This window comes from Caballeronia sp. AZ1_KS37, from assembly GCF_023631165.1.
In the GTDB taxonomy this organism is placed as follows: Bacteria; Pseudomonadota; Gammaproteobacteria; order Burkholderiales; family Burkholderiaceae; genus Caballeronia; species Caballeronia zhejiangensis.
In genome coordinates, this window is record NZ_JALQDP010000001.1 from 578858 (window position 1) to 591585 (window position 12728).

Genomic DNA, 12728 nt, shown 5'->3' on the forward strand with positions numbered 1-12728 from the left:
TACTTTTTGAGGAAAGATTTTTGGACACGTTGCTGCAATTCCTGGGACTCATCCTTCACATCGACAAGTCGCTCGGTGTCTTCATCCAGAATTACGGCGCCTGGGTGTACGCGGTGTTGTTCCTGATCGTGTTCTGCGAAACCGGGCTCGTCGTGTTTCCGTTCCTGCCGGGCGATTCGCTGCTGTTCATCGGCGGCGCGTTCGCCGCGTCGCACGAAATGGATCTCTTCGCGCTGATCGCGCTCCTGCTCATCGCGGCCGTGACCGGCAACACGGTGAATTACTGGATCGGCCGCGCCATCGGGCCGAAAGTTTTCGATACGAACATTCCCGTGCTCGAGCGCTTTCTGGACCGCGCCGCGCTGCAGAAAACCCACAACTTCTACGAGAAGCACGGCGGCAAGACGATCGTGATCGCGCGTTTCGTGCCGGTGGTGCGGACGTTCGCGCCGTTCGTCGCGGGCGTGTCGTCGATGAGTCACGGGCGCTTCCAGCTCTTCAATATTCTGGGCGCGCTCATCTGGGTGCTGTTGCTCGTGTTGCTCGGCTATTTCTTCGGCAATATTCCGTTCATCAAGCAGTATCTGAACGTGATCGTGCTGGTGGGGATCGGCGCGGCCATCGTGCCGGTGGCGATCGGCGCGCTATGGAAGATGAGCCGTCGCAATTCGAAGGCTTGAGGAAGAGCGGGATGCGCGAGGCCGTCGGATGCCGGCCTCGCTCACGCCGCGAAACCGCTTAACGGCGCCGGAACAGGCGGATCACGAAAAGCAGCACGACCGCGCCGATCACCGCGGTGATCAGCGTGCCGAGGATGCCGCCGCCGAATGAGATGCCGAGCGTGCTGAAGAGCCATCCGCCGATCACGCCGCCGACGATGCCGACGAGAATGTCGACGATCACGCCGAAGCCGCTGCCGTTCATGATGAGGCCGGCGAGCCAGCCCGCCACGCCGCCGATGATGAGGCTGAGGATGATTCCGTGTTGCATGATTTGCATGCGTTGAGACTCCAGTCGAATTGAGAGATGCGGGACGCAGGCGGGACCTGCAATCGGGCGCGGGCAATGTAGCGGAAATGACCGTGGCGGGGGATTGTCAACTGTCAAGGATTGTCGATGCAGCGTCGGCAAACAGCGCGGACGACAGATGACACATGGCCGGGGCAAAATACGTCAAAAATTTGGATTGCCAAAAGGTTCGGTCGGCGCTTGGGCGAAGTGTGTCGTTTAGGTCACTGAGGCGAATTTGTATCTGTAATGTTTTATGCTGGCGGAATTGGTTGAAAAAGTTCAAGACGACAAGCATGAGAAAGCTGGTGGTGATGCACAAGGAAGGTTTCGGATCGGGCCCGCGCGGGGCGATCGCGGGCGTGGCGCTCGCAGCGGGGTTGGCTGCCGGATTGACGGGATGTTCATCGACGCCGCGCGAGCCCGCGCCGATCGTCGAAAGTTCCGCGCTGAGCGCGCCGCCGGTGGTGCAGAGCGGGTCGCCGATCGTGACGCCCGCGCCAGTCGTGCCGCTCGGGCCGACGACACCCGCGCCCGTCGAACCGGGCTTTTATCGCGTTAAGCCGGGCGACACGCTTTACGGCATTTCGCGCACCTTCAAGCAGAAGCCCGCTGATCTGGCCAAGTGGAACACGTTGCCGGAAAGCAGGCAGGTGAACGTCGGGCAGGTGTTGCGCGTGATGCCGCCGGGTGCGTCGTCAACGACGGTGAGTTCGGCGACCGCCGGATCGAAGATGGCGCAGCCGCCGCTTCTGCCGACGCCGGAGAAATCTGTGGCGCAGAAGCCAGCGGCGGAAAAGCCCGCCGCTGCGGCCAGCGAAGAACATCCATCCGCAGTCACCGCGACTGCATCCAAGGGCACCTTCGTCTGGCCCGCGCACGGCGACGTCGTGCGCAAGTTCGGCGCGAGCGGCAACAAGGGCATCGACATCGAAGGCAAGGTCGGGCAGCCAGTCAAGGCAGCGGCGTCGGGCAAGGTCGTGTATGCGGGAAGCGGCTTGCGTTCCTACGGGCGCATGATCATCGTCAAGCACGGCAACGATTATCTGACCGCCTACGCGTACAACGAGAAGCTGCTCGTGAAGGAAGGCGATTCCGTCAAGCAGGGCGCGACCATCGCCGACATGGGCACCGGCCCGGGCGGCACGCCCGCGCTGCATTTCGAAGTGAGAAAGTCGGGCACCGCGGTCGATCCGATGCCGTTGCTCGGCGCGGCCGGCGGCTGATTCCTGGCCGGGCGGGAAGGGAGCCGAAAGGTGAAGAAGATCATGATCGCCGCGCTGACCGCGGCGTCGCTGACGTCGCTGCTTTCCGGCTGCGAGCAGCAGCAGAGCGAGGAAGCGTTGAACAAGCTCAAGGCATTTTTCAATGCAGTGAAGCCGGACAACTTGCTGCTCAAGAACCTGCAGCCCGGCGTGACGACCGAGGCGCAGATCCGCGACCAAATGGGCGAACCCGAGACGGAGCGCACGTTCACCGACGGAAGCAAGCGCCTCGAATATCCGCGCGGCCCGGCGGGCACGAACACCTACATGGTCGATCTCGACCCCCGCGGGCATTTCGTTTCCGTGACGCAGATGCTGACCGCCGAGAACTTCGCGAAAGTGCGCCTCGGCATGACGATGGACGAAGTGCGCAGACTGCTCGGCAAGCCGACCGAAATCGCAGAGTATCGGCTGAAGAAGGAGCGCGTCTGGAGCTGGCACTGGCTCGAAGACGGCGTGAATCAGGACGCCATGTTCAACGTGCACTTCGGACCGGATGGCACCGTGGTGACGACGTCGCGTTCCGAAGCGATCCGCGGCGGTCAACGCTGATTCCGGGCATGACGACGATGAGTGATTCGGTGACATACGACACGCGCCTTCGCCTGATGGACGAAGCGTCGCGCTATCGCGATCAGGCGTCGCGCCAGGCCGGCGCAAAGCAGCTTGTGCTCTGGGATTGCGGGCGCGGGCATCGCTGGGACAAGACGCTCGACATCGCGCAGAACGTGCGCTGCATGAATTGCGCGACCGAGCGGCGCGAATTGGAGACGAAGCGTCTGCAGGACATCGCGCAAGCGCGCGGCGGCGCGCTGCTTTCGCACCGCTATGTCGATGCCGCGACGCCCTTGAGCTGGCGATGCGCGTACGGTCACGTTTGGGATGCGACTCCCGATGCGGTGTCGCGCCATTGGTGCAGCGAGTGCGCGCGCACCGTGTTCGCGGCCGTCCGCTGACCGATCCAACGGCATCAAAGAAAAAGCCGGCGAATGCCGGCTTTTGAGCTTCTTTGTCGGGGCGCTGGCCTCTTTCGCCTGCGACTCGTCGCGCCGTTGGCAAAAACTCGCGCTTTGCTTTTTTATTCTTGCGCTTTGCTTTTACCCACGACCTGATCGAGTGCCGCCCATCCTGTTTGTCGGTCTCTCAGCGCGTTTTGCTGCTGCCCCCCGTGCGCTGGAAAAAGTATTGCAAATGGCCATTCCTAAGAATGTACGCTCGCAAACACATTCGCAAATTGATAAGCATCTGCGGGGAAGTCCCGATCCGCGAAGCGATCTTCAGTCGGCCGACGACACCGTTTCCACACGCCCGATACCCGAACGCATGTTCGCCGCGACGAGCGATTGCGTGACCATGCGCGCTTCCGCCTGCGCGATGTGCTCGAGCGTCGCTTCTTCCAGTTGCGCCGCGAAAACGGCGAGCGCCGTGCACAGACGTGCGTGCTGACCGGCATCGAGCGTCCAGACGCCTTCGTCCGAATGACGCGCGTCCAGTTCGACGAGCGCTTCGTGCGCGAGCGTGATGTCGTGGTCGCATTCCGCCGCGTGGCCCAACTGGCACAACTCTTCCGCGACCAACATGTGACGGCATAGCGTCATGAAGAGCGGCTGCGATCCGTGTCCGCGATGAAACGCGTCGAGCGCCACATAGCAGCGCAGCAGCATCGCGTCGATCATCGGTTCGCGGGCGGCGCGGCTGTAGGTCAGCGCGCGCAGAAGCGGCGACATCGCGGGACGGGCGGATTTCATGTTCGTCGATTTCTTCTTCACGGCAGAGCTCCCGAAAAAGGTGTTCGCTTAACGCCGGTGCTGTCTGTCGCGCCGGGACGCGGAATGCGTTGGATGCGTTTGACGTTGGAAGCATCATCGCACCGGAAAATTAGCTGTGTCTTAAGGCGCGTAACCGCCGGATGCCTGCCAGCTATAACGCCGCGCGACGACGGCGGTGGACGCATGTGCTGTGACATTTGTAAGTAAAAGTCGCAAGAGGCCGCCGTGCGATGTGGCCTAGGGTGAATACATATGTTGCGTTAATTTTGTCGATGGCAACATATGTATCATTCCACTCTCAAAGAGGACGTCATGAAATTTGCGTCGTTGCTCACATCGACTGTCGCGTTATCTCTGGTTGCGGGCGCAAGCTACGGCCAATCCACGATTGCCAAGGTCCAGAGCGCCAATCTCATCGCGATCGGGCATCGCGAGACGTCGGTGCCGTTTTCGTACGTCGATGCGAACAACGACGTCATCGGCTTTTCGCAGGACTTGTGCAACAAGGTGATCGATGCGGTCAAGGCGAAAACGAAGCATCCGGATCTACGCGTGCGCTTCATTCCGGTGACATCGCAGAATCGGATTTCGCTCGTGCAGAACGGCACGGTCGATCTCGAATGCGGCGTGACGACGAATCTCACGTCGCGGCAGAATCAGGTTGCGTTTTCGGACACGTTCTTCGTCGCGACGACGCGTCTGCTGACGAAAAAGGATTCCGGCATCAAGGACTTTCCCGATCTCGCGGGCAAGACCGTCGTGACGAATCAGGGCACGACGTCCGAGCGCATTCTTCGCAAGATGAACGAAGAGAAGAAGATGAACATGAGCATCATCAGCGCGAAGGATTACGGCGAAGGGCGCGCGACGCTCGAAACCGGCCGCGCGGTGGCCTACATGATGGACGACGTGCTGCTCGCCGGCACGCGCTCGCTGACGGCGAAGCCGTCGGACTGGGTGCTCGTCGGCACGCCGCAGTCGTCGGAGGCGTACGGCTTCATGATGCGTCGCGACGATCCCGAGTTCAAAAAGCTCGTCGACGACGCCATGAGTCAGGTGATGAAAAGCCCCGAGATCAAGACGATGTACGACAAGTGGTTCATGAAGCCGGTGCCGCCGAAGAACATCAACTTCGATTTTCCGATGAGCGAAGCGATGCAGAAGCTCTACGCCGAACCGAACGACAAGGCGTTCGAATAGCGCGACGGCGCGCGCGTCATTCCGCGAAGGGCAGATCCGTCTGCCCTTCGGCGCGCATCGCGAACGTGTTGAGGGTCATCGCGACGAGCGCGTAATAGCCCAGCAAGCCGACGAGATTCACGACGACCGTGTGCCCGAAGCGCGCGACGGCGGCGTCGTAGGTCGCATCGCTCACGCGCTTCGTGTCGTAGAGTTCGCTGGCGAAATCGAAGATGAGCTTGTCGTCGGCATCGGCGAATGTCGGCGTCTTTCCCGTGCGCAGCGCTTCGGCGAGATCGGCGGGCAGGCCGGCATCGAGCGCGATCGGATGATGAATGTGCCATTCCGCCTGCGAGCGCCAGCGCGCCGCGGTGACGAGAATCGCAAGCTCGGAAAGGCGCAGCGGCAGGCCGGTCTCGTAGCGGCAGAACGCGCCGAGTTTTTGCGCGTGCTGCGCGAGTTCCGGGCTGAAGATCCAACCGAGAAACGGCCCGTTGAGATTGCCGCGCGGTCCGCTCAGGATGTCCTGCAACACGGCTTTTTGCGCATCGGAAGCGTGCGCGATGTCGAAATCGGGAAGTCGCTTCTTCATGTTTGTTCTCACTGGATGACGGAAAGCGCGCCATCGATTGCATCGGAGAGCCGCTCGACGATCGTCTCGATTTGCGCGCTTGTCGTGATGAACGGCGGCGCGATGAGTACGTGATCGCCGATGCGGCCGTCGACGGTGCCGCCCATCGGATACACCATGAGGCCGCGCTTCATCGCCTCGCTCTTGATGACCGCGTGCAGCCTGTGCTTCGGATCGAACGGCATCTTGCCCGCGCGATCCTGAACCAGTTCGACGCCGGTGAACAGGCCGCGGCCGCGCACATCGCCGATGAACGGATGATCCGCATGCCGCTCGCGCAGCAACGCGCGCAGTTGTTCGCCGCGCGCCCTCACGTTGTCGAGCAGTTTCTCTTCGGCGATGACTTTCTGCACTTCGAGCGCCGCGGCGCACGCCGTCGCGTGACCGATATACGTGTGGCCGTGCTGAAAGAAGCCCGAGCCGCCGACGATCGTATCGAAGATCGCGTTGCTGACGAGCGTCGCGCCGATCGGCTGATAGCCCGCGCCGAGACCCTTCGCGATCGCGAGAATATCGGGCGACACGCCGTCTTCCTCGCACGCGAACAGATGACCGGTGCGGCCCATGCCCGACATCACTTCGTCGAGGATCAGCAGCACGCCGTATTTGTCGCAGACCGCGCGGATCTTGCGGAAGTATTCGCGCACAGGCGGCACCGCGCCCGCCGTCGCGCCGACGACCGTTTCCGCGACGAACGCCGCCACCGATTCGGCTCCGAGTTCGAGAATCTTCGCTTCGAGTTCATCGGCGAGACGTTGCGCGAAGGCTTCGTCGGTTTCGCCCGCCCGCTGTTCGCGATACGCGAAGCAGGGCGTGACGTGATGCGCTTCGATCAGCATCGGCAGGAAGGGCTCGCGCCGCCACGCGTTGCCGCCGATCGCGAGCGCGCCGAGCGTGTTGCCGTGATAGCTCTGCCGGCGCGCGACGAAATGCCGGCGCGCGGGTTCGCCTTTCTCGACGAAATACTGGCGCGCGAGCTTGAGCGCGGCTTCCATCGCTTCGGAGCCGCCGGACACGAAGTAGACGTGGCCGAGATTTTTCGGCGCGGCATCGATGAGCCGGTCGGCGAGTTCTTCGGCGGGCTCGGTCGTGAAGAACGACGTGTGCGCGTACGGCAACTGCTGCACTTGCCGCTGGATGGCTTCGATCACGCGCGGATGGCTGTGTCCGAGACACGAGACGGCTGCGCCGCCGCATGCGTCGATGTAGCGTTTGCCGGTCGAATCGACGATCTCGATGCCGTCGCCGCGGACGGCGACCGGAAGCGTGGCGCGCGGCGCGCGATGAAATACCGTGGTCATGGTGCCTGCCTTTCGAATGCGGAATGCGCGTGCAACACGCGATGTGGCATTCTAGCGTGATAACAACATATGTTGTCAATATCGCGTGTGACGCAACGCTCGGCCGATTAGCTCGCCGCGTAGGCGCCGTGCGCGTGCAGCGCGGCTTCGGCCTGTTCGAGATGGGCGACGGCGTCCTTGCCTTCGAGCGCGAGCAGATGCGCGACGAGCATCTCCGCCAGCGCCGACGCCGCGACGAGCGACGGAAAGAACGACGGCGATTCGTGCGCGAAGATCAGCGTGTGATCGGCGTTCAGCGCGATGGGCGACACGGCGCTGTCAGTGAGCGCGATGAGTTTCGCGCCGCGCTCGATCGCCGCCTGCGCGACGCGCACGGCTTCGACGGAATACGGCGCAAAGCTGACGACGACCACCGCGTGCTTTTTCTCGATGCCGCGCAGTTGCATTTCGAGCGTGCCCGCTTCGCCGCTGATCAAACTCACCGACGGCCGAAACAGGCGATATCCATAAAGCAGGCCGAACGCGACGGGATAGCACGACCGAAAGCCCGCGACGTGCACATGCGGCGCTTTCTTGAGCGTCTTCGCCGTATCGACGACGCTCTGCGCGTTTTGCGCGAGCGTGAGTTCGAGATTGTGCGATTGCGCGTGTGCGAGATCGCGGCTCAGGTGATTGTCGGCGCCGCCTTTGACGAGCGAACGGGCGCGCGTCGTCAGCGGCTCGGGGCGCGTGCGTACGCGGCTCACGAAGATTTCGCGCAACTCGTTCCAGCCGGGGAAGCCGAGTTGCTGGGAGAGACGGACCATCGCGGCGGGCTGGACCTTGGCGCGCTCGGCGACCTTGCGCATCGAGAGGACGGCGACTTCGTCGGGATAGTCGAGAAGGAAGGCGGCGCCGGCCTGGAATTGCGGGCTCAGATCGGGGAAGCGGTCGCGGATCGTCGCCGCGAGTTGGTCGAAGGTGGGCACGTTCTGGATGCTTGAGGAAGCGGACGCGCTATTTAAGCATGAGCGCGACGTGGAGAGCGGTCGCGCGCAGAAAACAAAAAAGCCGCTGTCCTTGTGGAACAGCGGCTTTTTCTTGAAGCTGGTGGCGAATCAGGGACTCGAACCCCGGACCTGCGGATTATGATTCCGTCGCTCTAACCGACTGAGCTAATTCGCCGAAAGAAGACGAGATTATGGCGAGCGTCGAAGCGGGTGTCAACCCCTTCTGCGCGATTTATTTAACAAATCGCGCAGAAGCCCGTCGATTAATCCTCGTGATACACATTCGACTTGCGCGTGTCCTTCACGAACAGCATGCCGATCACGAAGGTGATCAACGCGATCACGATCGGATACCACAAGCCCGAGTAGATATCGCCCTTCGCGGCGACGATCGCGAACGCGGTCGCCGGCAGGAAGCCGCCGAACCAGCCATTGCCGATGTGATACGGCAGCGACATCGACGTATAGCGGATGCGCGCCGGGAACATCTCGACCAGCATCGCCGCGATCGGGCCGTAGACCATCGTCACGAAGATCACGAGGATCGTCAGCACCACGATCGCCATCGGCCAGTTGATCAGCGCCGGATCGGCCTTTGCCGGATAACCCGCGCTCTTCAGCGTGCCGGCGAGCGTCTTGTCGAACGCCGCGCCTTGCGTCTTCGCGTCGGCGGCCTTGCCGTCGTACGTGTTCACCACCGTTTCGCCGACCTTGATCTGCGCCTGCGTGCCCGCCGGCGCCGCCACGTTCTCATAGTTGAGACCGGCCTTCGACAGCGCGCTCTTCGCGATATCGCACGAGCTCGTGAACTTCGCCGTGCCCACCGGATTGAACTGGAACGAGCACTCGCCCGGATCGGCGATGACGACGATCGGCGACTTCTGCGTCGCGGCTTCGAGCGTCGGATTCGTGTAGTGCGCGAGCGCCTTGAAGAGCGGGAAGAAGGAGAGCGCGGCAATCAGGCAGCCCGCCATGATGATCGGCTTGCGGCCGATACGATCCGACAGCGACCCGAAGAACACGAAGAATGGCGTACCGATCAGCAGCGCCACCGCGACCATGATGTTCGCGCTGGTGCCATCGACCTTGAGCGTCTGCGTGAGGAAGAAGAGCGAGTAGAACTGGCCCGTGTACCACACGACCGCCTGTCCCGCCGTCAGACCGAAGAGCGCGAGCAGCACGATCTTCAGGTTCTTCCACTCGCCGAACGCTTCCTTGAGCGGCGCCTTCGAGGTCTTGCCTTCCGCCTTGATGCGCTCGAACACCGGCGATTCATGCAGTTTCATCCGAATCCACACCGAGATCGCGAGCAGCAGGATCGATACGAGGAACGGAATGCGCCAGCCCCAAGCGCCGAACTGCTCTTCGCCCATGATCGTGCGGACCGCGAGAATCACGATCAGCGAGATGAAGAGGCCGAGCGTCGCCGTGGTCTGGATCCACGCCGTCCACGCGCCGCGCTTGTTCGACGGCGCATGTTCCGCGACATACGTCGCCGCGCCGCCGTATTCGCCGCCGAGCGCGAGGCCTTGCAACAACCGCATTGCGATGAAGATGATCGGCGCCGCGATGCCTATGGTCGCGTATCCCGGCAGGAAGCCGATCAGGAACGTCGACAGACCCATGATGACGATCGTCACGAGGAACGTGTACTTGCGCCCGACCATGTCGCCGAGCCGCCCGAACACGATCGCGCCGAACGGACGCACCGCGAAGCCCGCCGCGAAGCCCAGCAAGGTGAAGATGAAGCCGGCCGTCGGATTGACGCCCGAGAAGAACGTCTTGCTGATATAGACGGCGAGCGAGCCCGCCAGATAGAAGTCATACCATTCGAACACCGTGCCGAGCGACGAAGCGAAGATGACCTTCTTCTCCTCCGCCGTCATCGGTGCGTGTGACACGCGCCCTTCGACCGTAGCCATGCATCGTCTCCTGTTCTGATTTTCGATTACATCGGTCCGCGATAAGGCGGCTCCGGTGCAAAGGATTATTGGAACGAAAACTTACGGCGTTCTGACGCCGCGTGTCCGGACGCGAGCGACGTCCGAAACGACGATTTACGCCTAAGCCGCGCATATGTGATGCGAACGACCGTCTAAATTCGTCTATGCTCGTGCTTCGTGCGCGCGAAATGCGAATCTGCCGCGCTCGCGCTCAGGGTTTGTCCCGGGCAGGAAAAACCCGCTGAAGACTGACGCGGACAAGCGTTCCGGCGAGTCGCGGGCTGTCCTGATACACGTGATCCTCGATGGCGAGCGCGCCGCCGTGCATCGCCGCGATCTCCTTGACGATGGCAAGACCGAGTCCGCTGCCGTCGCCGTCGCGCCCGAGAATGCGATAGAAGCGCTCGACCACGCGCTCGCGTTCCGCCGCCGGAATGCCGAGTCCCGTGTCTTCCACTTCCAGATGCACGAGATCGAGATCGTCGTCGTCGGTCCGCACGCGTACGGTGATGCGCCCGCCCGCCGGCGTGTAGCGGATCGCGTTGTCGATCAGGTTCGACAGCATCTCGCGCAGCATCACGACATTGCCTTCCACTTCGACCGCAAACGGCGGCTCCTCATAACCGAGATCCATGCGTTTCGCGAGTGCCGCCTGAACCCAGTCGCGCACCGCGAGCCGCGCGAGATCGGTCAGGACGATGCGCGTGAATATCTGCCCCGTCGCGCGATTCTCGGCGCGCGCGAGCGCGAGCAATTGCGTGACGAGACGCGCGGCATGCTCGGAACTCATCGCGATCTGTTCTAGCGAGCGCTGCACTTCCGTCGAGACGTCCTGGCGCATCGCGAGTTCCGCCTGCATGCGCAGGCCCGCGAGCGGCGTTTTCATCTGATGCGCGGCATCGGCGATGAAGCGCTTCTGGAACTCCATGTTCTGTTCGAGGCGCGTGAGCAGGTCGTTGAACGACGCGACGAGCGGCGCGATCTCCGGCGGCGCGCTGCCGGCCTGCAGCGGCGAGAGATCGTCGGGGCGGCGCGCGCGGATGTTCGACTGCAGCGCGTGCAGCGGCGCGAGCCCGCGCGAAAGCCCGAACCATACGAGGATGATCGCGAGCGGCAGGATCACGAACTGCGGCAGGATCACGCCCTTGATGATGTCGTTGGCGAGCTGGCTGCGCTTGTCGAGCGTCTCCGCAACCTGCACGAGCACCGGCTGCGCGCTGTGCGGATCGCGCCCGGGCGCGAGGCCGGGCAGATCGACCGTCGTGTATGCGACGCGGATATCGTTGCCGCGCAGCACATCGTCGCGAAACTCGACGATGCCCGGCTGCGGACGATCGTCGTCGTGCGGCAAGGGCATGTCGCGATCGCCGCCGACGAGTTCGCCGCGCGTGCCGAGCACCTGGAAAAACACGCTGTCGACGTTATCGGCGCGCAGGAAATCGCGCGTCGCGTCGGGCAGGCGGAGTTCCGCGACGCCGTTTACCGGCTGAATCTGGCGCGCAAGCACGTAGGCGTCGGCTTCGAGCGCGCGGTCGAACGGCCCGTTCGCGATCGATTTCGCGACCAGATACGTCACCGCGATGCTCATCGGCCAGAGCAGCAGCAGCGGCGCGAGCATCCAGTCGAGAATCTCGCCGAAGAGCGAGCGTGGATGCGTTTCGGCGTTGGGCTCGAGCTCGTCGGGCGGCGCGAACGGATTCGCGTAGCGCGCGTCGCGCAGCGCGTCGGAGTCGTCGTTCGCTTGTGCGTTTCGCTGAGTTTCGTGGGAAACGGGCGACGCCATGCGGCCTACTTATAGTGATGGCTGGCGGACTCGCCGGCGTGCGGCCCGCCCGCGCCGTTCGTCGTGGCGGCCGCTTTCTCCAGCGTGTAACCGAGACCGCGTACCGTGATGATCTTCGCGCCGCTCGGCTCGATCTTCTTCCGCAGCCGATGCACGTAGACCTCGATCGCGTTATTGCTGACTTCCTCGCCCCACTCGCACAGGTGATTGACGAGCTGCTCCTTCGATACGAGCCGGCCGGTTCGCTGCAGCAGCACTTCGAGCACGCCGAGTTCGCGCGCGGACAGATCGATGACCTGATCGCCGATCGTCGCAATGCGCCCGATCTGATCGAAGGCGAGCGAGCCGTGCCGGACGACGGTCGGACCGCCGCCCGCGCCGCGGCGCGTGAGCGCACGGACGCGCGCTTCGAGTTCGTTGAGCGCGAAGGGCTTCGCCATGTAATCGTCCGCGCCGAGATCGAGACCTTTCACGCGCTCGTCGACGGAATCGGCGGCGGTGAGGATCAGCACGGGCATCTGCGAATTGCGCGCGCGCAGGCGGCGCAGCACCTCGAGACCGGGCATCAGCGGCAGGCCGAGATCGAGGATCAGCAGGTCGAAAGTTTGCAGGGAAAGGGCGGTGTCCGCTTCGACGCCATGCTTCACATGGTCGACGGCGTATCCCGATTGGCGGAGTGATCGGACGAGCCCGTCCGCGAGTATGCTGTCGTCTTCGGCAATGAGGATTCGCATCGTCGTGTGCGCCTTTGTACGCCATGCATGCGCGATCAAGCGCATCGGCATTGCCGGCACCGTGTGTCGCCCGGCGCGGCGGTCTCCAGGTGTTCGTGGTTCTTGCGTGCTTGGGCGACGTGGAAA

General features: G+C 63.1%; 13 protein-coding genes and 1 tRNA gene. 5 read left to right on the forward strand and 9 right to left on the reverse strand.

Going from position 1 to position 12728, the window contains the following annotated elements; genetic code table 11:
* The first annotated feature begins 20 nt into the window (after positions 1–20).
* Positions 21–680 (forward strand): DedA family protein, encoded by a 660-nt coding sequence (locus tag NCS00_RS02745; protein ID WP_008351380.1) that lies wholly within the window; start codon positions 21–23, stop codon positions 678–680.
* A gap of 58 nt (positions 681–738) precedes the next feature.
* Here NCS00_RS02745 and NCS00_RS02750 read toward each other — a convergent pair whose 3' ends face one another.
* Positions 739–990, reverse strand: coding sequence for a GlsB/YeaQ/YmgE family stress response membrane protein (locus NCS00_RS02750; protein ID WP_008351379.1), 252 nt, complete (start codon positions 988–990; stop codon positions 739–741).
* A gap of 314 nt (positions 991–1304) precedes the next feature.
* Between NCS00_RS02750 and NCS00_RS02755 the strand changes: the two genes are divergently transcribed.
* Genes NCS00_RS02755 through NCS00_RS02765 form a run of 3 tightly spaced genes read left to right on the forward strand, consistent with a single transcriptional unit; the run spans position 1305 to position 3229 of the window.
* Positions 1305–2234 (forward strand): peptidoglycan DD-metalloendopeptidase family protein, encoded by a 930-nt coding sequence (locus tag NCS00_RS02755; protein WP_034470705.1) that lies wholly within the window; start codon positions 1305–1307, stop codon positions 2232–2234.
* A 42-nt stretch (positions 2235–2276) separates the two neighbouring features.
* On the forward strand, positions 2277–2825 hold the full coding sequence (locus NCS00_RS02760; RefSeq protein ID WP_034470814.1) for a lipoprotein: 549 nt from the start codon (positions 2277–2279) through the stop codon (positions 2823–2825).
* 8 nt (positions 2826–2833) lie between these two features.
* Entirely contained in the window at positions 2834–3229 is a 396-nt protein-coding gene (locus NCS00_RS02765) for a hypothetical protein (protein WP_008351376.1), read from the forward strand.
* 321 nt (positions 3230–3550) lie between these two features.
* On the opposite strand, the gene NCS00_RS02770 is transcribed toward NCS00_RS02765, so the two are convergent.
* The gene (locus NCS00_RS02770) at positions 3551–4042 is read right to left on the reverse strand and encodes a hypothetical protein (protein ID WP_008351375.1); all 492 of its coding nucleotides are present in this window, start codon (positions 4040–4042) and stop codon (positions 3551–3553) included.
* A gap of 312 nt (positions 4043–4354) precedes the next feature.
* Here NCS00_RS02770 and NCS00_RS02775 point away from each other — a divergent pair, with 312 nt between their 5' ends.
* Positions 4355–5242, forward strand: a complete 888-nt coding sequence (locus NCS00_RS02775) for a glutamate/aspartate ABC transporter substrate-binding protein (protein WP_034470816.1) — start codon at positions 4355–4357, stop codon at positions 5240–5242.
* A gap of 16 nt (positions 5243–5258) precedes the next feature.
* Here NCS00_RS02775 and NCS00_RS02780 read toward each other — a convergent pair whose 3' ends face one another.
* The 7 genes from NCS00_RS02780 to NCS00_RS02810 form a co-directional block, all read right to left on the reverse strand.
* Positions 5259–5813, reverse strand: a complete 555-nt coding sequence (locus tag NCS00_RS02780) for a carboxymuconolactone decarboxylase family protein (RefSeq protein WP_034470707.1) — start codon at positions 5811–5813, stop codon at positions 5259–5261.
* Positions 5814–5821: 8 nt separating this feature from the next.
* Positions 5822–7153 (reverse strand): aspartate aminotransferase family protein, encoded by a 1332-nt coding sequence (locus NCS00_RS02785; protein WP_034470709.1) that lies wholly within the window; start codon positions 7151–7153, stop codon positions 5822–5824.
* Positions 7154–7260: 107 nt separating this feature from the next.
* Positions 7261–8121, reverse strand: a complete 861-nt coding sequence (locus tag NCS00_RS02790; protein WP_008351367.1) for a MurR/RpiR family transcriptional regulator — start codon at positions 8119–8121, stop codon at positions 7261–7263.
* 119 nt (positions 8122–8240) lie between these two features.
* Positions 8241–8317 (reverse strand) — tRNA-Met (locus NCS00_RS02795).
* 88 nt (positions 8318–8405) lie between these two features.
* Positions 8406–10064: an MFS transporter gene (locus tag NCS00_RS02800; RefSeq protein ID WP_008351365.1), complete on the reverse strand. Its 1659-nt coding sequence runs from the start codon at positions 10062–10064 to the stop codon at positions 8406–8408.
* Positions 10065–10296: 232 nt separating this feature from the next.
* The gene (locus NCS00_RS02805; protein WP_034470710.1) at positions 10297–11868 is read right to left on the reverse strand and encodes a sensor histidine kinase; all 1572 of its coding nucleotides are present in this window, start codon (positions 11866–11868) and stop codon (positions 10297–10299) included.
* A gap of 5 nt (positions 11869–11873) precedes the next feature.
* Positions 11874–12602, reverse strand: a complete 729-nt coding sequence (locus NCS00_RS02810; RefSeq protein ID WP_034470819.1) for a response regulator transcription factor — start codon at positions 12600–12602, stop codon at positions 11874–11876.
* Positions 12603–12728 lie beyond the last annotated feature (126 nt).